General features: G+C 67.7%; 20 protein-coding genes, 2 tRNA genes and 1 riboswitch. Of the genes, 21 read left to right on the top strand and 1 reads right to left on the bottom strand.

Annotated features, from left to right (window positions below):
- The first annotated feature begins 63 nt into the window (after positions 1–63).
- A riboswitch (TPP riboswitch) is annotated at positions 64–161 on the top strand.
- Between the two features lie 102 nt (positions 162–263).
- The 19 genes from LDO15_RS13405 (at position 264) to LDO15_RS13315 (ending at position 17,478) form a co-directional block, all read left to right on the top strand.
- The gene (locus tag LDO15_RS13405) at positions 264–1,835 is read left to right on the top strand and encodes a bifunctional hydroxymethylpyrimidine kinase/phosphomethylpyrimidine kinase (RefSeq protein ID WP_223987373.1); all 1,572 of its coding nucleotides are present in this window, start codon (positions 264–266) and stop codon (positions 1,833–1,835) included.
- Positions 1,836–2,240: 405 nt separating this feature from the next.
- Positions 2,241–2,549 (top strand): 50S ribosomal protein L21, encoded by a 309-nt coding sequence (gene rplU, locus LDO15_RS13400; RefSeq protein ID WP_018773353.1) that lies wholly within the window; start codon positions 2,241–2,243, stop codon positions 2,547–2,549.
- A gap of 60 nt (positions 2,550–2,609) precedes the next feature.
- A complete protein-coding gene (rpmA, locus tag LDO15_RS13395) occupies positions 2,610–2,873 on the top strand; it encodes a 50S ribosomal protein L27 (protein WP_120949928.1) in 264 nt (87 codons plus the stop codon).
- A gap of 115 nt (positions 2,874–2,988) precedes the next feature.
- Positions 2,989–4,578 carry a GTPase ObgE gene (gene obgE / locus LDO15_RS13390; RefSeq protein ID WP_223979432.1) on the top strand — a complete coding sequence of 530 codons (1,590 nt, stop codon included), beginning with the start codon at positions 2,989–2,991 and terminating at the stop codon, positions 4,576–4,578.
- A 43-nt stretch (positions 4,579–4,621) separates the two neighbouring features.
- Positions 4,622–5,770: a glutamate 5-kinase gene (gene proB / locus LDO15_RS13385; RefSeq protein ID WP_223987370.1), complete on the top strand. Its 1,149-nt coding sequence runs from the start codon at positions 4,622–4,624 to the stop codon at positions 5,768–5,770.
- A gap of 26 nt (positions 5,771–5,796) precedes the next feature.
- Positions 5,797–7,191 (top strand): glutamate-5-semialdehyde dehydrogenase, encoded by a 1,395-nt coding sequence (locus LDO15_RS13380; RefSeq protein ID WP_223979431.1) that lies wholly within the window; start codon positions 5,797–5,799, stop codon positions 7,189–7,191.
- An 80-nt stretch (positions 7,192–7,271) separates the two neighbouring features.
- Positions 7,272–7,511: a hypothetical protein gene (locus LDO15_RS13375; RefSeq protein ID WP_223979430.1), complete on the top strand. Its 240-nt coding sequence runs from the start codon at positions 7,272–7,274 to the stop codon at positions 7,509–7,511.
- A 55-nt stretch (positions 7,512–7,566) separates the two neighbouring features.
- On the top strand, positions 7,567–8,280 hold the full coding sequence (nadD, locus tag LDO15_RS13370; RefSeq protein WP_263428396.1) for a nicotinate-nucleotide adenylyltransferase: 714 nt from the start codon (positions 7,567–7,569) through the stop codon (positions 8,278–8,280).
- 7 nt (positions 8,281–8,287) lie between these two features.
- Positions 8,288–9,556 carry a hypothetical protein gene (locus LDO15_RS13365; RefSeq protein WP_223979428.1) on the top strand — a complete coding sequence of 423 codons (1,269 nt, stop codon included), beginning with the start codon at positions 8,288–8,290 and terminating at the stop codon, positions 9,554–9,556.
- Between the two features lie 182 nt (positions 9,557–9,738).
- Positions 9,739–10,140 carry a ribosome silencing factor gene (gene rsfS, locus LDO15_RS13360; RefSeq protein ID WP_223979427.1) on the top strand — a complete coding sequence of 134 codons (402 nt, stop codon included), beginning with the start codon at positions 9,739–9,741 and terminating at the stop codon, positions 10,138–10,140.
- A 164-nt stretch (positions 10,141–10,304) separates the two neighbouring features.
- Positions 10,305–10,377 (top strand) — tRNA-Ala (locus LDO15_RS13355).
- A gap of 350 nt (positions 10,378–10,727) precedes the next feature.
- Positions 10,728–10,803, top strand: a tRNA-Ala gene (locus LDO15_RS13350).
- 266 nt (positions 10,804–11,069) lie between these two features.
- The gene (locus LDO15_RS13345; protein WP_223979424.1) at positions 11,070–11,891 is read left to right on the top strand and encodes an amino acid ABC transporter substrate-binding protein; all 822 of its coding nucleotides are present in this window, start codon (positions 11,070–11,072) and stop codon (positions 11,889–11,891) included.
- 36 nt (positions 11,892–11,927) lie between these two features.
- Entirely contained in the window at positions 11,928–12,593 is a 666-nt protein-coding gene (locus tag LDO15_RS13340) for an amino acid ABC transporter permease (protein WP_223979422.1), read from the top strand.
- Entirely contained in the window at positions 12,580–13,377 is a 798-nt protein-coding gene (locus LDO15_RS13335) for an amino acid ABC transporter ATP-binding protein (RefSeq protein WP_276572922.1), read from the top strand. The genes LDO15_RS13340 and LDO15_RS13335 overlap by 14 nt, the downstream gene beginning before the upstream one ends.
- 26 nt (positions 13,378–13,403) lie before the next feature.
- Positions 13,404–13,763 carry a zinc ribbon domain-containing protein YjdM gene (locus LDO15_RS13330; protein WP_223979421.1) on the top strand — a complete coding sequence of 120 codons (360 nt, stop codon included), beginning with the start codon at positions 13,404–13,406 and terminating at the stop codon, positions 13,761–13,763.
- Positions 13,764–13,810: 47 nt separating this feature from the next.
- Positions 13,811–14,908 (top strand): NAD(P)-binding domain-containing protein, encoded by a 1,098-nt coding sequence (locus tag LDO15_RS13325; RefSeq protein ID WP_346655960.1) that lies wholly within the window; start codon positions 13,811–13,813, stop codon positions 14,906–14,908.
- Between the two features lie 51 nt (positions 14,909–14,959).
- Positions 14,960–16,126, top strand: coding sequence for a class I SAM-dependent methyltransferase (locus tag LDO15_RS13320; RefSeq protein WP_223987361.1), 1,167 nt, complete (start codon positions 14,960–14,962; stop codon positions 16,124–16,126).
- Between the two features lie 149 nt (positions 16,127–16,275).
- Complete coding sequence (locus LDO15_RS13315) at positions 16,276–17,478, top strand: ROK family transcriptional regulator (RefSeq protein ID WP_223979419.1); 1,203 nt, start codon at positions 16,276–16,278, stop codon at positions 17,476–17,478.
- A gap of 31 nt (positions 17,479–17,509) precedes the next feature.
- On the opposite strand, the gene LDO15_RS13310 is transcribed toward LDO15_RS13315, so the two are convergent.
- Positions 17,510–17,713 (bottom strand): hypothetical protein, encoded by a 204-nt coding sequence (locus LDO15_RS13310; protein ID WP_223979418.1) that lies wholly within the window; start codon positions 17,711–17,713, stop codon positions 17,510–17,512.
- Between the two features lie 404 nt (positions 17,714–18,117).
- Here LDO15_RS13310 and LDO15_RS13305 point away from each other — a divergent pair, with 404 nt between their 5' ends.
- On the top strand, positions 18,118–19,131 hold the full coding sequence (locus LDO15_RS13305; RefSeq protein WP_223979415.1) for a methylenetetrahydrofolate reductase: 1,014 nt from the start codon (positions 18,118–18,120) through the stop codon (positions 19,129–19,131).
- Between the two features lie 178 nt (positions 19,132–19,309).
- On the top strand, positions 19,310–21,658 hold the full coding sequence (gene metE / locus LDO15_RS13300) for a 5-methyltetrahydropteroyltriglutamate--homocysteine S-methyltransferase (protein WP_223979413.1): 2,349 nt from the start codon (positions 19,310–19,312) through the stop codon (positions 21,656–21,658).
- Positions 21,659–21,723 lie beyond the last annotated feature (65 nt).

Below are 21,723 nucleotides of genomic sequence, written 5' to 3'. Positions count from 1 at the left end.
TCCGCTCCGGCCCGGGCCCGCCCTGCCGTTAACGGTTCAGCCCGGGCGCAACGGATAGGCTGGAGCACTGACACGGGGTGCCGCGCATCGGGCCGGCTGAGATCCAGACCCGTTGAACCTGTCCGGTTAGCACCGGCGAAGGGATGTCTGACGTGCCCGCAACATCGAATCCGTCCGAATTTCTGTCCAGCGAATTTCTGCCGACCAATTTCCTTCCGGCGAACGTCCCGCCCTCCGGGCCGCACCCGGCCGCGCCGCTCCGCATTCCCCGCGTGCTGGCCATCGCCGGCTCGGACCCGTCCGGCGGCGCCGGCATCCAGGCGGACCTGAAGAGCATCGCCGCCAACGGCGGCTACGGCATGGCCGCCATCACGGCCCTGACGGCGCAAAACACCCAGGGCGTGCGTGCCGTTCACGTGCCCCCCGCGGCCTTCCTCACCGCGCAGCTGGACGCCATCAGCGACGACATCGGCATCGATGCCGTCAAGATCGGCATGCTCGGCGACGCCGCGGTGATCGACGCCGTCCGCAGCTGGCTGGAAAAGACGCGCCCCGCCGTCGTGGTCCTGGACCCGGTGATGGTCGCCACCAGCGGCGACCGGCTCCTGCAGGAACCGGCCGAGGCCGCCCTGCAGGCCCTCCTGCCGCTGGCGGATCTCATTACCCCGAACCTCGCCGAACTTGCCATCCTGCTCAAGGAACCCGTCGCGGCCGATTGGCCGGAGGCCCTGGCACAGGGCAAGCGGCTGGCCGCCCAGACCGGCACCACCGTCCTGGTCAAGGGCGGGCACCTCCAGGGCGCAGACCCCCAGAACGGAGACCTCCACAACGGAGACCTCCACAACGGACGGCCGGGCGCCGACGCCGGGAACGGCACTGACGGGGACGGCACTGACGCCGGCTGCCCGGATGCGCTGGTCAACACCGGGGGCCTGCTGGGCCGGGAGACCGTGGTGGTGCCGGGGGAGCGGATCGCCACGCGCAACAGCCACGGCACCGGCTGCTCCCTGTCCTCGGCCATGGCTACCGTGCAGGCCCGGGTGGGGGACTGGGAAGCGGCGCTCCGGGAGGTCAAGCCGTGGCTGCTGGGCGCGCTCCGCGAAGCCTCGGTCCTGGAGGTGGGCACCGGGAACGGCCCGGTTCACCACTTCCACCACATGCAGGAATTCACGCGCGGCCCGGCGGAAGGCGAGTTCGCCGCAGCCCTCCGGGCAGGGGCCGCGGCCGATCTTGAGGCCATCTACGCCCTGGAGTTCATCCGCGGCCTGGCTGACGGAACCCTGCCCGAGCACGAGTTCGCGTATTACCTCGCCCAGGACGCCATCTACCTCAACGGCTACTCCCGTGTCCTGGCCCGCGCCGCCGCCCTGGCCCCCACCGAGGCCGAGCAGCTGTTCTGGGCCCGCTCGGCGCAGACATGCCTGGAAGTCGAATCCGAGCTTCACCGCTCCTGGCTCAGCACCCGCCCCACGGCACCGATCCTCGGCCCGGTCACCAAAGCCTACGTGGACCACCTCCTGGCCGCCTCGGTGTCCGGCAGCTACGGGGTGCTCGTGGCGGCAGCCCTGCCGTGCTTCTGGCTCTACGCCGAAGTCGGCGCCACCCTGCACCGGGAGTTCCTGGCCGGCGGCGCACCCGGGGCGCACCCCTACGCCGACTGGCTGCGGACGTACGCCGACGAGGACTTTGCCGCCGCGACCCGTCAGGCCATCGCGTACACCGACGCGGCGGCCCGGCGGGCATCCGCGAGCGAGCGGGAGGCCATGGCCCTGGCCTTCCGGCAGTCGTCGCGCTACGAAGTGGACTTCTTCGACGCGCCGAGGCTGCACGCCTGACACCAGCGGGCCGTTCCAGCCGGTAGGATAGTGGGGCACGGTTCCGGAAGTCGTGGCGGCTTCACCGCGTTGGGGTCCTGGTTAAGACAAAGTGTTGAGACAATGTCGAGATCATGGATTCGAGACGCTGTGGCGCCTATCACGGACTACCGCCGGAACCAGCCTCATTTGCGGCCGAAGGCAAAATTAGCGTATTCTAGATCTTCGGTGCTTACGCCAACACTTGGGTTATGACCCTGAGAACTATCCGCTTGGAATTCCAGTCGGATTTGTTCCGGGGGTAGCTCATGGATTCCCCCGGGGAATCCACCGGCGTTGAGGCACAGCGTGAGCCGGTCCAAACAATTTGGCCCCAGGTTCCGCACGCAAATCTAGTAATAAACGTCGAGAGAAGTGAGTTCCCCAGTGGTGTACGCGATTGTCCGCGCAGGCGGCCGCCAAGAGAAGGTTTCCGTTGGAGACTTCGTTACCCTGAACCGCGTCCCCGGTGGAGCCGGCAGCACCTTTGAGTTGCCCGCACTGCTCCTGGTGGACGGTGACAAAGTCACGTCTGCTGCTGCGGACCTGGCCAAGGTAACGGTTACGGCTGAGATCCTCGAAGACCTCCGTGGTCCGAAGATCGTCATCCAGAAGTTCAAGAACAAGACCGGTTACAAGAAGCGCCAGGGCCACCGTCAGGAATTGACCAAGGTCAAGATCACCGGTATCAAGTAACTTTCGTTACTGTTCAGGTTCCAGCAGATTCCCCAGAATTTTTGAAGGCAGGCATTTCAAATGGCACATAAAAAAGGCGCGAGTTCCACTCGCAACGGTCGTGACTCCAACGCCCAGTACCTCGGCGTCAAGCGCTTCGGCGGCCAGGTAGTTTCCGCAGGCGAGATCATCGTCCGCCAGCGCGGCACCCACTTCCACCCGGGCGCCGGCGTAGGCCGCGGCGGCGACGACACCCTGTTCGCCCTGACCCCCGGCGCCGTCGAGTTCGGCACCCGCCGTGGTCGTCGCGTTGTGAACATCGTGACTGCTGCAGCTGCAGAGTAACAACAAGTTCTAAATCGGTGGGGCGGGCCATTAGGTCCGCTCCACCGGTGTTTTAACCGCATTACAATCAACTTGGGCCTTTCTGGGGTCCGGGAACAGCACTGAGGAGATCCACGTGGCTAGCTTTGTAGACCGGGTAGTACTGCACGTATCCGGCGGTACCGGCGGCCATGGCTGTGTCTCCGTGCACCGCGAGAAGTTCAAGCCCCTCGGCGGCCCCGACGGCGGCAACGGCGGCAACGGCGGCGACGTCATCCTGCGCGTCGACCCGCAGACCACCACCCTCCTGGACTACCACCACGCCCCCCACCGGCACGCCACTAACGGCGGTCCCGGCATGGGCGACTGGCGCGGCGGCAAGAACGGCGAGACCCTGATCCTTCCGGTGCCCGTGGGCACCGTAGTGAAGTCCAAGTCCGGCGAAGTCATCGCCGACCTCGTGGCAGAAGGCGACGAATACATCGCCGCCGCCGGGGGCATCGGCGGCCTCGGCAACGCCGCGCTGTCCTCGCAGAAGCGCCGCGCCCCGGGCTTTGCGCTGCTCGGCATCGAGGGCGAATCCAGCGACGTCGTCCTGGAACTGAAGTCCATCGCGGACATCGCCCTGGTCGGCTTCCCCTCCGCCGGCAAGTCCAGCCTCATCGCCGCGATGTCCGCCGCCCGGCCCAAGATCGCCGATTACCCCTTCACCACCCTCATCCCCAACCTGGGCGTCGTCCAGGCCGGTGAGGTCCGCTTCACCATTGCTGACGTTCCCGGCCTGATCGAAGGCGCCAGCGAAGGCAAGGGCCTCGGCCACCACTTCCTGCGCCACGTCGAGCGCTGCGCCGCCCTCGTGCACGTGCTTGACTGCGGCACGCTCGAATCCGACCGCGACCCGCTCTCCGACCTCGCCATCATCGAGGCCGAGCTGGAGAAATACGCCGTGGACATGAGCTACAGCGGCTCCGACGGCGAAGTGGTCCCGCTGAACCACCGCCCCCGCCTGGTGGCCCTGAACAAGGTGGACCTGCCGGACGGCAAGGACATGGCCGAGTTCGTCCGCCCGGAACTGGAATCCCGCGGCTACAAGGTCTTCGAGATCTCCGCGACGAGCCACGAGGGCCTCCGCCAGCTCGGCTTCGCCATGGCCGAAATCGTCAAGGCCGCCCGCGACGCCGTCGCCGCGACCCCGCCGAAGGTGCATGCCCCCGTGCTGCGCCCCCGCGCCGTCAACGAAACCGGCTTCACCATCCGCCGCGAGGAAAAGAACCTTGAGCCGCTCTTCCGCGTCCTCGGCGACAAGCCCGTGCGCTGGGTCAAGCAGACCGACTTCACCAACGAGGAAGCGATCGGCTACCTCGCCGACCGCCTGGCCAAGCTCGGCGTCGAAAATGAACTGTTCAAGCAGGGCGCCAAGCCCGGCGACATGGTGGTCATCGGCGAGGACGACGGCGTCGTCTTCGACTGGGAGCCGACCATGATGGCCGGCGCCGAGCTGCTCGCCTCACCGCGCGGCACCGACGTGCGCTTCGCCGACATCGGCGACCGCCCGACGCGCGGCCAGAAGCGCGACGAGCAGCAGGAGCGCCGCGACGCCAAGGCCGCCGCCCGCGCCGAACTCGAAGCCGAACGCAAGGCCGGCATCTGGACCGAATCCGTCAGCGGCCGCCGGGCTCGGCAACCGCTCAAGGAGAGTGGGCTGGGCGCAGCCGATGACGAGTAAGACCGTCGTCGAGCACCGGTCGCAGCCGCTCAGGCCCCACAACATCAGTGCTCAAAACGTCAACGCCGAAGCCCTCAAGGCCCCTGACCGCTCCGCGCTGTCCGGAGCCCGCCGGATCGTCGTCAAGGTGGGCTCGTCCTCACTGACGTCCATCAAGGGCGGGATTTCGGAAGAGGCCCTGACAAACCTCGCCGACGCCCTGGCACACAAGCGCAACGCCGGCACGGAAATCATCCTGGTGTCCTCCGGCGCGATCGCCGCCGGCCTCGCCCCGCTGGGACTCGAGAAGCGCCCCCGCGACCTCGCCACCCAGCAGGCGGCTGCCAGCGTGGGCCAGGGCCTGCTGATGGCCCGGTACACCCACGCGTTCGGCGCGCACGGCGTCACCGTCAGCCAGGTGCTGCTGACCGCGGATGACTTCATGCGGCGCAGCCAGCACACCAACGCCTTCCGCGCCCTGGACCGGCTGCTGAACCTCGGCGTCGTCCCGGTGGTCAACGAAAACGACACCGTGGCCACGCACGAGATCCGCTTTGGCGACAACGACCGCCTCGCCGCCCTCGTGGCCCACCTGGTCCGCGCCGACGCGCTGGTCCTGCTGTCCGACGTCGACTCCCTGTACGATGGGCCGCCGTCGCACGGCGCCAAGCGGATTCCGCACGTCTCCGGCCCCCACGACCTCGACGGCGTCTCGATCGGCAGCGCCGGCAAGGCCGGTGTGGGCACGGGCGGCATGGCCACCAAGGTCGAGGCCGCCGGCATCGCCGCGGGTTCCGGCATCCACGCCCTCGTGACGTCCACGCCCAATGCGGCAGCGGCGCTGGCGGGGGAGGACGTGGGAACGTGGTTCTCGGTCAACGGCGCCCGCAAGCCCATCCGGCTCCTGTGGCTGGCGCACCTGGCGTCGGTACAGGGCACCTTGGTGCTCGACGACGGCGCGGTCAGGGCCGTCCGCGACCGCCACACCTCGCTGTTGCCGGCCGGGATCGCCGCGGTCAAGGGCAACTTCGAGGCCGGCGACGCCGTGGAGATGGTTTCCACCGATAACACCGTGATTGCGCGGGGACTAGTGAACTACTCGGCCGCCGAGCTGCCCCAAATGCTGGGCCGCTCCACCCGGGAGCTGGGCAAGTCGCTGGGCCGCGGTTATGACCGCGAAGTTGTTCATGTTGACGATCTGGTGCTGGTCTAGGTCCCCTGCTCGCCTAAACTGGAAGCATGACTGAGGCCCTGACTTCCGCTTCCGCGCCCGCTGCCGAGCCCGCCGTTAACGTCCCGGCCGGCACTCCCGTGCCCGCCGAGGGCTTCGGCGCCGCACCGGATCCTGCACCCGCGGGGGCACCGGCCACTCCGGCGGACGTCGAAACTGCAGTTCACGCGATCGCCGACCGCTCCCGTCACGCGGCCCGCAAGATGGCGCACGCCAACCGGGCCTGGAAGGACCGGGGCCTGCGCGCCATCGGCAAGGCGCTCCTGGAACACAAGAACCACATCCTTGCCGCCAACGCCAAGGATGTTGCGGCCGGCCGGTCCAGCGGCACCGGTGCCGCCCTGCTGGACCGCCTGACCCTGACCGAGCAACGCATCACGGCCCTCGCCGCGGCACTGGAAAACCTCGCTACCCTGCCCGACCCGGTCGGAAACGTGGTGCGGGGCCAGACGCTCCCCAACGGGCTTCGCCTCCGCCAGGTCAACGTGCCCATGGGCGTGATTGCTGCGATCTATGAGGCCCGCCCCAATGTCACGGTCGACATCGCCGGACTGGCCCTCAAGAGCGGAAACGCCGTGATCCTGCGCGGCGGATCCGCAGCCGCCGCCACGAACGCCGCTCTCGTCACGATCCTCCGGGATGCGCTGGAATCGGTGGGGCTGCCCGCCGACGCCGTCCAGTCCGTGGACCAGTTCGGCCGCGACGGCGCCAACGCCCTCATGCGGGCACGCGGCCGCGTGGACGTGCTCATTCCCCGCGGCGGCCGCGAGCTCATCCAGACCGTCGTGACGAACTCCTCCGTACCGGTCATCGAGACCGGCGAGGGCAACGTCCACATCTTCCTGGATGCCTCAGCCGGCGAGGAAATGTCCGTCGACATCCTCCTCAACGCCAAGACCCAGCGGCCCAGCGTGTGCAACACAGTGGAGACGCTGCTGGTGCACTCGAAGTCCACCGTCCTGCCCGCCGTCGCCGCCGCCCTGCGGGCCGCCGGGGTCAGGCTGCACGTTGACCAGCGCGTCCGCGCCGCACTGCCGGCGTCGATCGAAACCGTGCCGGCCACGGACGAGGACTGGGCCACCGAATACATGGATCTGGACCTGGCCGTGGCCATGGTGGACAGCCTGGACGAGGCCGTCAGGCACATCCGGAAGTGGTCGACCGGCCACACCGAGGCGATCCTGACCAATGACCTCGCCAACGCCGAACGCTTCATCGCGGAAATCGACTCGGCAGCCGTGATCGTGAACGCCTCCACGCGCTTCACCGACGGCGGCGAGCTCGGCCTGGGCGCCGAAGTGGGGATTTCCACCCAGAAACTTCATGCCCGGGGCCCCATGGGACTGACGGAGCTGACCACCACCAAGTGGATCGTGCAGGGCGAGGGCCAGATCCGGGGCTAGCAACGCTGTAACATGGAACGGAAGACCGGAACGGCGGACACCTCCGCCGTTGTTAAATTTTGAACTCATTAGGGGAGAACATGCTGTCGCAGCAGATCGCCACTTTCGTCGCCGCCGTTGGCGAATCAGGCCACGAGGAACTCGCGCCGCTCATTGCACCGCCGTTTGTCATTGGCGGCACCATGTTCGCGATCCTGGTCGTGCTGCTGTTGATCACGCTGTCCTACTCCAACCTGGGCAGGCGCCACGTGGCCGTCGAGGAGCACTCGGACCCGCACCGCCAGCACCCGAACAAGCACGATCACGGCCAAGGTCACTAATATTTCCGCCACCATGAGGCAGCGCGGCGCCCAGCGCCGCCTGCGTCTGGGTGTGATGGGCGGCACGTTCGATCCGATCCATCACGGACACCTTGTCGCGGCCAGCGAGGTCGCGGCGAAGTTCGAGCTCGACGAGGTCGTGTTCGTCCCCACCGGCCAGCCCTGGCAGAAGATGGCCAAGAAGGTCAGTGAGGCCGAGCACCGGTACCTCATGACAGTCATCGCCACGGCTTCGAATCCCCGCTTCACCGTGAGCAGGGTGGACGTGGACCGTCCGGGGCCGACCTACACGATTGACACCCTGCGCGACCTCAGGACCCTGCGCCCGGATGCCGATCTCTTCTTCATCACCGGCGCGGACGCCCTGGCCCAGATTCTGTCCTGGAAAGACATCGATGAACTCTGGTCCCTCGCCCACTTTGTGGGGGTCACCCGGCCGGGCCACGTTCTGGACGGCATGGGCCGCAAGGACGTCAGCCTCCTGGAGGTCCCGGCCATGGCTATTTCCTCCACGGACTGCCGCACGCGGGTGGCCGAAGGCAACCCGGTCTGGTACCTCGTTCCGGACGGAGTGGTCCAGTACATCGCAAAGTACGGCCTGTACCACACGCGTCACGATGCGGTCCGCCTCGATGCCGGACACGCTGAGGCCCATCGCGCCCGCAACGGCGGGGCAGGGGTTGACCCCGTGCAGGGCGATCCAGCACAGCACGATCCAGCACAGCACGATCCAGCCCTTGAGATAACCCAACCAGCCAGCACTGAATGAGTTTGCCATGAGTCAGGAACAGCCTCCCATCCGCAGCCGCCGCGAACTGCGGCAGGCCAGAGATGAACGCCTGGATACTGCCGGACCGGGCGAGCCGACCGAGGCCGAAATCACCGGCCGGAACCGTCGGGTGGCCGATGCTCCCGTGGACTCTGTCCCTGGCGGCGCGGAGCGGTCCTCGCAGGTCCGGGCACGGGACCGTGCCGCGTTGCGCACCATCAAGGAACTGGCTGAGAAGGAAGGCCATCTGGCAGGGGGAGGGCCGCCCACCCGGCGCCAGCTGCGGCTTCTGCAACTCGCGACCGAGACCGCCCCCGCCACCCAGGCCAACACGATTGTTCCGGCCTCGCCCCGGACCCGGGCCAACCCGGTGGTTCCCCCGGCCCGGAAAGATGCAGCCGGGAAGGATGCAGCCGCGAACGCGGCACAAAAGGACACGGCACAAAAGGACGCGGCACAAAAGGACACGGCACAGAGGAACGCCGCCCCGACTGACTCCGGCCCCCGGGCCCCCATGGCTCCCGCGGCGGACGGCGTCGTGCCCGGCGGCAAGGCACCCGCGGGCATGACCGTGGAACAGGCACTGGCCGCCCGCGAACTCCTCGCGGAGCAGGCCAAGAACCAAGTGGCCAAGATGGAGCACATCTCAGCCACGGATCCCGACGCCGTCGATCCGGCCGTGCTGGCCGAGCAGATCGCCCTGGCCGAGCGCGCCGCGATCCTGAACCGTCGCGCCGCCGCCAAGCAGAAGCTCGCAGAACAGAACAGCCAGCCGGCGGCGCCGCGCAACGATCCTGCCACGGCCAACAACCTGGCCATGGTGACACCCCTGGAATTTGAGAAGGTTCCCGGCGTGGAGCGGCCCGTCATGAAGCGCCCTGCCACGTCGTACGTTCCGGTCGTGACCAACCCGGGTCCCCGGGTGGACGCGCCACGGAAACCCGGACTGCGGCGCCCCGGGCTGACCCGCAAAGGGACTGCGGGCCCTGCCGCCGGGCGGGCCGGTGTCCTGGCCCGGGCCGAAGCAGCCGCCAAGGCCGAAACGGCACGTCCGGTAAGCGCTGCGGCGATTTCCGCGGGGGAGGCCGACGAGAACTTCGTGGGCGGAGAACCGGTGGCCGCGAATTCGGCCTACGGGCTCGATCCCCTGGATGCGGCTACGGCCGGCCTGGGCCGGGCGCGGCGCCTGCGCATGCTGCAGCTCGGCGTCCTGGCCCTGGGGATCGTGGCCCTCATCGCCGGCATCACATTGATCGTCACCGGGCTGGCCCGCTAGGACTGGGGCTGCCAGCCGTGCACGCAGCAGCGGAACGTCCCCCGGCTACCGGGCTCCGCTGTCAGAGGCAGTCCTCGCCGAAGCGCCAGCCCCGTGCAGGATTCCCACGTCAGGTATTGACCACACAGTTTCATCGCAGGAAATTTTCATCACAACAGATTTTCATCACAACAAGGAGTCCCATGACTGCAACCGATTCATCCATCACCACCGCCCGCCACGCAGCCCGCGCTGCCTCGGAGAAGCTTGCCGAGGACATCGTGGCCCTGGACGTCAGCGAACGGCTCGCACTGGCCGACGTCTTCCTGATCGCCTCGGCCCCGAGCGAACGCCAGGTCAACGCGATCGTGGACGGCATCGAGGACGAACTCGCCAAGTTTGACCAGAAGCCCGTGCGCCGCGAAGGCCGCTCCGGCGGACGCTGGGTCCTGCTGGACTACTCGAACGTCGTCATCCACGTCCAGCACGAGGAGGACCGCGTCTTCTACGCCCTGGAACGCCTCTGGAAGGACTGCCCCGTCGTCGATCTCCAGCTCGGCGACGACGCCTCCGCCAAGGCCACCGCCAGCACCGACGCGGAGTAGCAGCCCGCGCACCGGCCGGCCCGCCGGAGCGAAACGGCGGCGAATATGCCCGATTTGGAATTTTCGGAAGGGCTGTTCTAAGATATTTGAGTTGCTTCGGAGAGATCCGGAGAAAGAACCGGAACTTTGCGCCTCATTAGAGGCCATCGGAGCAGCGAAAATTCGGGGCTGTGGCGCAGCTGGTAGCGCACCTGCATGGCATGCAGGGGGTCAGGGGTTCGAGTCCCCTCAGCTCCACCGGACAATCCGCCGGAATCGAAAGATTCCGGCGGATTTTTTCTGCCCGGATTCGCACCCGGTTTCGGGGCTATAGGACAAAACGTGGGTTATGGGACAAAACGTGTGTAAATGCCGGGCGTGTCAGGTGCGTCCTGCCGAGTTCCGCGCCCACTTTTGTGCCCGTATTGGTGCCTGGGTTTCGTGTCTTCTTTCGCTCCCGGTTGTCGTGCCTGGTGTGACGCCGCGCCGGCTGGCAGGGGTGTTGGGGCGGTGAATGTGACGGGTCGGTGCGCCGATTGGCGGAAGCGGCGATTGTGGTTTAGGCTATTCAGGTTGCTTCAGGGAAGACGAGACTTCCCGGCAAATGAGGGGCTGTGGCGCAGCTGGTAGCGCACCTGCATGGCATGCAGGGGGTCAGGGGTTCGAGTCCCCTCAGCTCCACCAACGAAGGGAACCACCGGAGACGGTGGTTCCCTTTTTTGTGCCCTAACTTTGTGGCTTAACTCTGTGCCCTGGCGTGCCCGCTTTGCGCCCGGGGCATCGGCGGCCGGCTTCGAATGGCGCATCCGTCAAGACTGTCTCATGACCGGACGTCACAAACAGTCATTTAAGGTCTTCTAAGCGAGCGGGACCTTGCTATCGTCGCTAGGAGACGGCCGCCATGCGGCTTAGCCGGAAGGCCATTTCCGGCTCCCCGACTAAGGACCATCATGAAGCGCACAGGACTTTCCGTTATCGGCCTCATTGCAGCGGCAGGACTCGCCCTCACGGGCTGCGGGTCTGCCTCCACCACGGCGGCCAGCTCCGCACCGGCGGCCGGCGCAGACACGTCCCTCAGCGACGTCAAGAGCGCTGGCGTGCTCAAGGTCGGCACGGAAGGCACGTACAAGCCGTTCTCATTCCACGCCAACGGCAGCGGTGAACTGACCGGCTATGACGTGGAGATCATCAACGCCGTTGCCGGGAAGCTGGGCGTCAAGCCGGCCTTCCAGGAAACGCAGTTCGACGCCATCTTTGCCGGCCTCGACGCCAAGCGGTTCGACGTCGTGGCCAACCAGATTTCCATCACGGACGAGCGTAAGGCGAAGTACGACTTCTCCGCTCCCTACACGGTGAGCACCGGCGTGATCGTCACCAAGGCCGACAACAACAGCATCACGTCCTTCGACAGCCTGAAGGGCAAAACCACGGCGCAGTCGCTGACGAGCAACTGGTACAAGCTGGCCCAGCAGAGCGGCGCGAACGTCGAAGCCGTGGAGGGGTGGGCGCAGGCGATCACCCTCCTGAAGCAGGGCCGTGTCGATGCCACGATCAATGACAAGCTGACGTACCTGGACTCCCAGAAGACGCAGCATGACGACAGCATCAAGATTGCCGCCGAGACCACGGACAAGTCACTGAGCGCTTTCGCCCTGCGCAAGGGATCAACCAGCCTGACCGGTGCCATCGACAAGGCCCTCGGCGAGCTCGCGGCCGATGGCACCCTGACGAAGATTTCCCAGAAGTACTTCGACGCCGACGTCTCGAAGTAGCGCTGTGGCAGTCGTCGAGGAATGCCGCGTCCGGGCATGAACATCAACTGGGAACTCGTGTGGTCATCGCTGGGACCTCTCCTCACGGGTGCGATTGCCGGCACTATCCCGCTGGCGCTGGCGTCGTTCAGCCTGGGCCTCGTGCTGGCCCTGCTGGTAGCCCTCATGCGTCTGAGCCGCAACCGCGTGGTGTCCGCGGTCGCCCGGATCTATATCTCCGTCATCCGCGGAACCCCGCTCCTGGTCCAGCTGTTTGTCATTTTCTACGGGTTGCCTTCAGTCGGAATCACCATCAGCCCCTGGCCCAGCGCAATCATCGCGTTCTCCCTCAATGTCGGCGGGTATGCTGCGGAAGTCATCCGGGCGGCCATCCTGTCCGTCCCCAAGGGACAGTGGGAGGCCGGCCACACCATCGGGATGTCACGTCACCAGACCCTGGTGCGGATCATCCTGCCGCAGGCTGCGCGGGTCTCGGTCCCGCCGCTGTCCAACACCTTCATCAGCCTGGTCAAAGACACGTCCCTGGCGTCGCTGATCCTCGTCACCGAACTGTTCCGCCAGGCGCAGCAGGTAGCGGCCTTCAGCCAGGAATTCATGCTGCTGTACTTGGAGGCGGCCGTGATCTACTGGATCATCTGCCTCGTCCTCGCCAGCGGACAATCCGCTCTGGAGAAGAGATTGGACCGCTATGTCGCCCACTGAAACCCCCGGCCCGGACGCCGCTGCCCCGGAGGCCGCCCTGCTGACCGTCAGGGGCCTGCGCAAGTCCTTTGGCGACCACGAGGTACTCAAATCCATCGACCTCGACGTCCGCCGCGGCGAAGTGGTCACGCTGATCGGGCCGTCCGGTTCAGGCAAAACGACAGTGCTGCGGTGCCTGAACGGCCTCGAAGTGCCCGACGCCGGCGTCGCCGAGTTCGCGGGGCAACTGAGAGTCGACTTTTCCACGACGGCGGCGAAGAAGCAGCTGTTTGACCTGCGGGACCGCAGCGCCATGGTGTTCCAGCACTACAACCTCTTCCCGCACAAGACCGTCCTGGAGAACGTGATCGAAGGCCCGGTCCAGGTGCAGAAGCGGCCCAAGGCCGAGGCGGTCCAGGATGCCCAGGAACTGCTGGCCCGCGTCGGGCTGGCCGACAAGGAAAAGAGCTATCCGTTCGAGCTCTCCGGCGGGCAGCAGCAGCGGGTGGGCATCGTGCGTGCGCTGGCCCTCCGCCCGCAGCTGCTGCTCTTCGACGAGCCGACGTCAGCCCTTGACCCGGAGCTGGTGGGCGAGGTCCTGACCGTCATCAAAGAGCTCGCGGACGAAGGCTGGACGATGGTGGTGGTCACCCACGAGCTCGCGTTCGCCCGCGAGGTGGCCGACGAAGTGATCTTCATGGACGGCGGCGTGGTGGTCGAACGCGGCCACCCGGACACCGTGCTGCGCGACCCTCGGGAGGAACGCACACGGCAGTTCGTGGACCGGCTGCTCAACCCGTTCTAAGGCAGAGTGCGGCTAAACTTGGGCAGGTGAACGACTCCTTGCCCCCGTGCCCCGAATGCTCCAGCGAATACACCTACGAGATGGGGGCGCTCCTGGTCTGCCCGGAGTGTGCACACGAATGGTCCGCGTCCGCGGAGACTGACACCGAGGCCAACCTCCAGGCTGAATCCGTCATCAAGGACGCCGTCGGCAACGTCCTCGCCGACGGCGACACCGTGACGGTGGTCAAGGACCTGAAAATCAAGGGCAGCTCGACCGTCATCAAGGTCGGCACCAAAGTCCGCGGCATCCGCCTGGTCAACGGGGTGGGCGACCACGACATCGACTGCAAGGTGGACGGCGTGGGTCCCATGCAGCTCAAGTCCAGCGTCGTCAAGAAGATCTGAGCGGGGGCCGGGGCATTACCGCACAGACGGCCCGCCGGGCCGACGTCGTGGTGGTGGGCGCCGGCCAGGCCGGGCTCTCCGCGGCCTACCACCTGCAGCGCCGCGGCTTGGTTCCCGCTGGTCCCTCCGAGGCCGGCGCCGGACGGCCCGCAGTGGCGGGCCGGGCTGCCGGGACCTACATCGTCCTCGACGCGGAGGAGGGCCCGGGCGGGGCCTGGCGGCACCGCTGGAAGAGCCTGCTCATGGCCACGGTGAACGGCATCAGCGACCTCCCCGGCATCCCGCAGCCGGCCGTGGATCCTGCCGAGGCCAGCTCCAGTTTCCTGACCCGCTACTTCGGCGGGTACGAACACGACCTCGGCCTGGCGATAGAGCGGCCCGTCAAAGTGCAGTCAGTGAGCCGCGAAGACGCCGATCCTGCCGGGCGATTGAAGATCACCACATCCCGCGGCGAGTGGTCTGCCCGCGCCGTCATCAACGCGACCGGCACCTGGACCAGGCCCTTCTGGCCCATCTACCCGGGCCAGGCAAGCTTCCGCGGCCGGCAGTTGCATGTGGCCGACTACGTCTCGGCCGAAGAATTCCGCGGTCTGCATGTCATTGTGGTCGGCGGCGGGATCTCCGCCGTCGGGCTGCTCGATGAGATCTCCCAAGTCACCGGCACCTCGTGGTTCACCCGCCGGGAACCGGTCTGGCGCGAGGCCGCCTTTGACCGGCAGGCGGGCCACTACGCCGTCGCCCTCGTCGAGGAGCGGGTGCGCCAGGGCCTCCCGCCGCAGAGCGTCGTGTCCGTGACCGGCCTGATCCGGACGCCGGCACTGCGCGCCGCCGCGGAGCGCGGCGTCCTTGACCGGCAGCCCATGTTCACCGCGATCGAGCCCGACGGCGTCCGGCTGGCCGACGGCGGCTTCCTGGCCGCCGGGGTGATCCTGTGGGCCACGGGATTCCGGGCCGAGCTCGACCATCTCGCCCCGCTGCACCTGCGCGGACCCGGCGGCGGCATCGCGATGGACGGCACCCGGGTTGCGGCCGAGCCCCGGGTTCACCTGGTGGGCTACGGGCCGTCCTCGTCCACCATCGGAGCCAACCGTGCCGGCCGGGCCGCCGTCGCGGGAATCCTCACACTTCTGGCCGGTTCGGGATAACGTAAAGCCTTGCAGGTACCAAGCTTGAGAAGAAACGGCGGCACAACGCGCGTGGCGGACACCAACTTCGAATCCCTCTTGGCCCGGTTGAGACGATTCCCGGATGTCGAGGCCGCCAACCTGCAGGCGTGGGACGCCACGGACAAACTCCTGCTGGACACTACCCTTGAGATGCAGGCGGCAGGCTTGCTGCGGCCCGGGGGACGGCTCACGGTCGTGGGGGACCGGTACGGTGCCCTCACGCTGGGTGCCCTGAACTCCGAGGCCCCGACGCCCGGGACGGGCCCCGTCCGGGTCCACCAGGACCTCATCACCGGCGAGCGGGCGCTCCGCGCCAACGCCGAGGCCCTGGCAATCGACGCCGGCTTCGAGCAACTCCCGCTTGGCGCCGCACTGCTGGAGGGCGCCGCCGTCGTGTTGCTCCAACTGCCCCGGTCCCTCGCGGAACTCGAGGAAATCGCCGACGCCATCGCCCGCTACGCGGCGCCCGACGTCGTCCTGCTGGCGGGTGGCCGCGTCAAACACATGAGCCTGGGCATGAACGCGGTGCTGGGACGCTACTTCGCGGACGTCCAGCCCCAGCTGGCCCGGCAGAAGTCACGGCTCCTGCTGGCCCGGCGCCCCAAGCCCGTCCCGGCAGCCCCGCCATTCCCGGTCACCGAGGTGAACGAAGAGTTGGGGCTAACGGTCTGCGCCCGGGGAGCCGTCTTCGCCGGCACCGGGCTGGATATCGGTACCAGGTTCCTACTGGACTTCCTGCCGCGGATGCCCCACGCCTCCCATGCCATTGACCTGGGCTGCGGCACGGGCATCCTTGCCGCGATGTACGCCCGTGCCAACCCGGGCGCCCGCGTCACGGCCACGGACCGGTCCGCGGCCGCCGTCGACTCAGCCCTCGCCACGGCCCGCGCCAACGCCCTGGCCGGCAGGATCGACGTGCTGCAGGACGACGCCATGAGCACGCTGCCGGATGCCAGTGCCGACCTGGTCCTGCTCAACCCGCCCTTCCATCTGGAAGCGGCCGTGCACGCCGGCGCCGGGATCAAGCTGATCGAGGCCGCCGGCAGGGTGCTAGCTCCCGGCGGGGAACTGTGGACCGTGTTCAACAGCCACCTGCACTACCGGCCGGCACTCGAACGACTGATCGGGCCGACACGCGAGGTCGGCAGGAATCCGAAGTTCACGGTGACGGCCAGCACCCGGCGCCCACAAAAGTGAAACATTCGGGTCGAAAAGCAGATGTGTGGGCGCACGCCTGCACGTAACGTACGATTCTGACAACTGCTGTGCGTGGCCAAAGACGTTTAGAGGTAACAGTGACCGAGATCCGGCAACCCTCACCGAGGCGAGGGACCAACCTACCGAAGATGGGCGATTTCAACCTCACGGTCATCCTCGACGCCATCCGCCGCGCGCCGGCCGGGCTGAGCCGGGTGGAGCTGGCCCAGATCGTCGGGCTGTCGCCGCAGACCATTTCCAATATTTCCCGCCGGCTGCTGGACCAGCACCTGATCGTCGAGGCCGGCAAGGAAGGCACCGGGCCGGGCAAGCCGCGGACCATGCTCCGGCTGAATCCCGCGGGGATGTACGCGGTGGGCGTCCATCTGGACCCGGCCGTGCTCACGTTCGTGGTGCTGGACCTCCTCGGCGCCGTCGTCAAGCACTCCCGGATCAGCACCCCGCCCGGCACGGACCCCGGGGCCGTCATTGACACCATCGCGGCGGAAATCAAGAGGCTCATCGCCGACTCCGGGGCCAACCCGGCCCGGATCGCGGGGCTGGGCGTTGCTTCCCCGGGCCCGATCGACCTGACCGAAGGCGCGGTGGTGGATCCGCCATTGCTGCCCGGCTGGGACCGGGTCCGGCTGCGGGACGCCCTCACCGAAGCCACCGGCCTGTCCACCCTGATGGACAAGGACGTGACCAGCGCCGCCGTCGCGGAAACCTGGGCCGGCGGCCCCAGCGGCGAAGGCAGCTTCGTCTTCATGTACATGGGGACCGGGATCGGCTGCGGAATTGTCCTCAACGACGAAGTCGTCCGGGGGACCTCGGGCAACGCCGGGGAGATCGGGCACATCATCGTGGACCCGGACGGCGCCCTTTGCGACTGCGGACAGCGCGGCTGCGTGAAATCCTCCGCCATTCCGCAGGTGCTCGTCGCCCAGGCCGAGGCGGCCGGGGTGCTGGACGGTGCGCGTCAGGACCGGAGTGCGCCGGAGGTCCAGGAGCGTTTTGCGCAGTTGTGCGAACTCGCCTACAGCGGCAACGAACAGGCGAAGGAGATCATCGAACGATCCGCCGTGCTCGTAGCCCGTGCGGTCTCGGCCGTCACGAACGCCCTGGACGTGGACCGGGTGGTGTTCGGCGGCCCGTTCTGGACCTGCCTGTCAACGGCCTACCTGGAGAAGATCCCCGGTTTGATCGAGGCGAACAGCGCCACCCGGCTGATCCACGGGATCGAAGTTGTGGGCACGGGCGTGGGCGAGGACGTCGGTGCGGTCGGCGCGGCCTGCCTCGTGCTGGAACACACGCTGGCTCCGCGCTCGCAGCGGCTGCTCCTGGAAGGCTAGCGGGGTTAGGGCCCGCTGGGCCCGGCCGGTTTCAGTCGATGTCCTCAATGACCGTCCCGAACGGGATGCTCTCGTCCAGGTGCGCCTGGTGGCCGGTGGGGCCGCGGTTGTAGGAGACGCGCACGCCGTGCGACTTGTCTGCAGCCGACTGCATGAGCACAGGCCGGACGGTGTTGATGAAGCTCTCGCTCTTGCCGGCGAGGTACTCCTGGTAACTGGCTGGAAGCTGGATCATGGCAAAAGGATAGTCCTGAGCAAGGGCGATGGGGAGGGGGCCGGGCAGCGTAACAAAATCGGCCCGGCCGCGAACATTATTCTGTCCGGACCCGCAGAAGGCCGTAAAGGTGCGTCTTAATTCGGACGCCGACTTGAAGGGCCCCGCTACCGCCCCTTAGAGTTCTATACAAGTTACCTCAGTAACGTGTCAGCGATCCTCCGTTGAAGGCATGCCCCAGGGCGGCCCAGGAGGGTGTGGGTGCCCCCATGTGGGCCTGACATTTGCTCACGGACAACTTCGTATCAGGCGTAACAGTCGCGGCTGCGCCCTGCTGGAGTTCCCTCCGTGTTCCCCAAACTCAATTCATTGGCGACCCGTCCCGTTTTCCGGGCATGCGCCAGTGTTCACAGCCAAGGACGCAAATGTCACCACCAAGCCTTATCGACACCCATCCCAACCTGGCCGGCGCGGCTCCCGTTGCGCTGTCCTACGAGCTGTTCCCGCCGCGGTCGGCCGCCGCCGCTGAATCCCTTTGGACCACCATCGGCGAACTGGAAGCCACGGACCCGGATTACGTGTCCGTGACCTACGGCGCCAGCGGCTCCAACCGCAGCACCGCCGTCGAGCTCATCAACCGGCTCGTGCAGGAAACGACGCTGCGGCCCTTGGCCCACCTGACCTGCGTCGGGAACTCCCCGGAGGAACTGGCGGAGATCATCGGCGAACTGCTCGACGTCGGGGTCCGTGGCATCCTCGCCCTGCGTGGCGACCAGCCCAAGGACGGCGCAACCCCGCCGCCCGGGTCGCTGCGCTACGCCCAGGACCTGATCGAACTCATCCGCCGCGTGGAACAGCGCCGCTCGGCGCTCCTGTGCGCCGGCAAGGTCGCCGTCGGCGTCGCCGCCTACCCGACCCGTCACCCGGAATCTCCCAGTGAAGCGCACGACGTCGAGGTCCTGCTGGCCAAGCAGCGCTCCGGCGCCGACTTCGCCATCACCCAGGTCTTCTTCCACACCGAGCAGTACGCCAACCTCCTGACCCGGGCACGCCGGGCCGGGGTGACCATCCCGATCATCCCCGGTGTCATGCCGCTGACCAGCCTCCGCCGGCTCGCCCGCCTCGGCGAACTGACCGGCGTGGAGCCGGCGCCGGAGCTCATCGACCGCCTCGCGGCCGCCGATACCGACGCCGAGCGGACCCGGATCGGCGTCAGCGCCACAGTGGACCTCGCCAACGCCGCCCTGGAGGCCGGCGCCCCCGGCATCCACCTCTACACGTTCAACGAGCACGCCGCCGCCCTCGACGTGCTGGACAAACTCGCACTGCCCCGACCGCGCAGCGGCAATCGGCAGGGCGGCAATCGGCAGGGTGGCAGCCGGCACGGCGCCGGGCGCATCAACGCCTCCCGGCGTGCCGCCAGTCAGCTCGCCAGCTGACCGCTCAACCGTCGTCATCTGGCAGGCTCCCGGCCTGCCGCCAGCAGCCAGCCAGCCAGCCAGCCAGCTGACCGCCCAACCTTCGTCATCTCTCGGGCTCCCGGCGTGCCGCCGGCCAGCGCTTCAGCTGACCGCCCAACTTTCGTCTTCTGTCACCGACCAACTCCAAGGACTTCCCATGACTGAACTTCCCAGCACTGAACAGCGCACCACCCCCTTCCCGTCCGCCTCGATCCTGGGCTACCCGCGCATCGGCCGCCGCCGCGAGCTCAAGAAGGCCGTCGAGGCCTACTGGGCCGGCAAAATCGACGCCGCGGCCCTGGACACCGCCGCCAAGGAGATCCAGCTCGGCACCGCCAAGCGCCTCCAGGGCCTCGGCCTGACCGAAGCCGCCGCCGTTCCCGGCACGTTCTCCTACTACGACCAGGTCCTCGACGCCGCCGCCCACCTCGGCGCCGTGCCCGCCCGCTTCGGCAACCTCCTCAACGCCGAGGGCCAGCTGGACATCGACGGCTACTTCACCCTGGCCCGCGGCAACAAGGACCAGCAGCCGCTGGAAATGACCAAGTGGTTCGACACCAACTACCACTACCTCGTCCCGGAAATCGGCCCCGAGACCCCCTTCGCGCTGACCTCCAACCGGATCGTCGAGGAATTCGAGTACGCCCTCGCCAACGGCGTCCAGACCCGCCCGTACATCGTCGGCCCGGTCACGTTCCTCCTGCTGAGCAAGGCCTCCGACGACGCCCCGGCCGGCTTCAGCCCGCTGTCCCGCCTCGAGGAAGTCCTGCCCGTCTACACCGCGCTGCTCCAGAATCTTGCCGCCGCCGGCGCCAGCTGGGTCCAGCTCGACGAGCCCGCCCTCGTGGTGGACCAGGACACCCCGGCCGAGGAAATCCAGGCCGCCGTCGCCCGCTCCTACGAGGTTCTCGCCGCCGCGGCGCAGCGCCCGCAGCTGTTTGTCTCCACCCCGTACGGTGCGCTCAACGGCCAGCTCGGCACCCTCGCCGCCACCGGGATCGACGCCCTGCACCTGGACGTCTTCAAGGGTGAGGTCCCCTCCGCTGCCGCCTTGGCCGCACTGGGCAACAAGACCCTGGTTGCCGGCGTCGTGGACGGCCACAACATCTGGCGCAACGACCTCGCGGCCTCCGCGAAGAAGATCGCCGAGCTGAAGAAGTCGGTGGCCAAGCTCGCCATCAGCACCTCCACCTCCACCCAGCACGTCCCGCACGACGTCGACGAGGAAGTCCAGCTCTCCGAGCAGTTGCGCAGCTGGCTCGCCTTCGCCGACCAGAAGGCCGTCGAGGTTGTCACCCTGGCCGGCCTGCTGACCGACGAGGCGGCCGTCCGGCCGGCCATCGACGAGGCCACCCGCGTCATCGCCTCCCGCGCCGAAGCCGAGGGCGTACGCCGCGCCGACGTCCGGGCCCGCACCGCCGCGCTGACCGACGCCGACTTCAACCGCTCCGCCTACGCGGTCCGCGAAGCCGCTCAGGAGAAGGCGCTGGACCTGCCGCCGCTGCCCACCACCACGATCGGCTCCTTCCCGCAGACCTCGGAAATCCGCACCGCCCGGGCCCGTGCCAACCGCGGCGACCTCACCACGGGTCAGTACGAGCAGCTCATGAAGGACGAGATCAAGCGCGTCGTGGACCTGCAGGAGGAGCTCGGCTTCGACGTCCTGGTTCACGGCGAGCCCGAGCGCAATGACATGGTCCAGTACTTCGCCGAGAACCTCGAAGGCTTCGACGTCACCGTGCACGGCTGGGTCCAGTCGTACGGCTCGCGCTGCACCCGTCCGTCCATCCTGTGGGGCGATGTCACCCGCAGCGCCCCGATCACGGTGGAATGGGCCAGGTACGCGCAGTCCCTGACCAACAAGCCGATGAAGGGCATGCTCACCGGCCCGGTCACCATCCTTGCGTGGTCCTTCGTCCGCGACGACCAGCCGCTCGGCGAGACCGCCAACCAGGTGGCCCTCGCCCTCCGCGACGAAATCGCCGACCTCGAAGCAGCCGGCATCAAGGTCATCCAGGTGGACGAGCCCGCACTGCGCGAGCTCCTGCCCCTGCGCAAGGCCGACCAGGCCGCGTACCTGGACTGGTCCGTGAAGTCCTTCCGCCTCTCCACCGCCGGCGCCGCCGACGCCACCCAGGTCCACACGCACCTGTGCTACTCCGAGTTCGGCGCCATCATTGACGCGATCGACGGCCTCGACGCCGACGTCACCTCGATCGAGGCCGCCCGCTCCCGCATGGAGGTCGTGCACGACCTCGAATCCCACGGCTTCGGCCGCGGCGTCGGCCCGGGCGTCTATGACATCCACTCGCCCCGCGTCCCGGGCGAGCAGGAAGTCACCGAACTGCTCAGCACCGCCGTCAAGCACGTCCCGTCCCGCCAGCTCTGGGTCAACCCGGACTGCGGCCTGAAGACCCGCGGCTACGCCGAGACCGAAGAGTCTCTGCGCAACCTGGTCACGGCCACCAAGACGGTCCGCGCCGAACTGCTGGAAGCAGCCAAGTAGCACGCCGCTGAACCCGCCAGCCGACATAACAGCCGAGCTGACATAACCTGACATAACGACGCCGG

Source organism: Arthrobacter sp. NicSoilB8 (assembly GCF_019977355.1).
Lineage (GTDB): Bacteria > Actinomycetota > Actinomycetes > Actinomycetales > Micrococcaceae > Arthrobacter.
The sequence above is the reverse complement of the archived record's forward strand: the minus strand, read 5'-3'. Positions and strand labels throughout refer to the sequence as shown.

Bases quoted from the DNA above. Each gene is read 5' to 3' on its own strand.
- rpmA (WP_120949928.1), top strand. From the start codon at position 2,610: ATGGCACATAAAAAAGGCGCGAGTTCCACTCGCAACGGTCGTGACTCC.
- LDO15_RS13380 (WP_223979431.1), top strand. From the start codon at position 5,797: ATGACTGAGGCCCTGACTTCCGCTTCCGCGCCCGCTGCCGAGCCCGCC.
- LDO15_RS13375 (WP_223979430.1), top strand. From the start codon at position 7,272: ATGCTGTCGCAGCAGATCGCCACTTTCGTCGCCGCCGTTGGCGAATCA.
- nadD (WP_263428396.1), top strand. From the start codon at position 7,567: ATGGGCGGCACGTTCGATCCGATCCATCACGGACACCTTGTCGCGGCC.
- LDO15_RS13365 (WP_223979428.1), top strand. From the start codon at position 8,288: ATGAGTCAGGAACAGCCTCCCATCCGCAGCCGCCGCGAACTGCGGCAG.
- rsfS (WP_223979427.1), top strand. From the start codon at position 9,739: ATGACTGCAACCGATTCATCCATCACCACCGCCCGCCACGCAGCCCGC.
- LDO15_RS13345 (WP_223979424.1), top strand. From the start codon at position 11,070: ATGAAGCGCACAGGACTTTCCGTTATCGGCCTCATTGCAGCGGCAGGA.
- LDO15_RS13340 (WP_223979422.1), top strand. From the start codon at position 11,928: ATGAACATCAACTGGGAACTCGTGTGGTCATCGCTGGGACCTCTCCTC.
- LDO15_RS13335 (WP_276572922.1), top strand. From the start codon at position 12,580: ATGTCGCCCACTGAAACCCCCGGCCCGGACGCCGCTGCCCCGGAGGCC.
- LDO15_RS13315 (WP_223979419.1), top strand. From the start codon at position 16,276: ATGGGCGATTTCAACCTCACGGTCATCCTCGACGCCATCCGCCGCGCG.
- LDO15_RS13310 (WP_223979418.1), bottom strand. From the start codon at position 17,713: ATGATCCAGCTTCCAGCCAGTTACCAGGAGTACCTCGCCGGCAAGAGC.
- LDO15_RS13305 (WP_223979415.1), top strand. From the start codon at position 18,118: ATGTCACCACCAAGCCTTATCGACACCCATCCCAACCTGGCCGGCGCG.
- metE (WP_223979413.1), top strand. From the start codon at position 19,310: ATGACTGAACTTCCCAGCACTGAACAGCGCACCACCCCCTTCCCGTCC.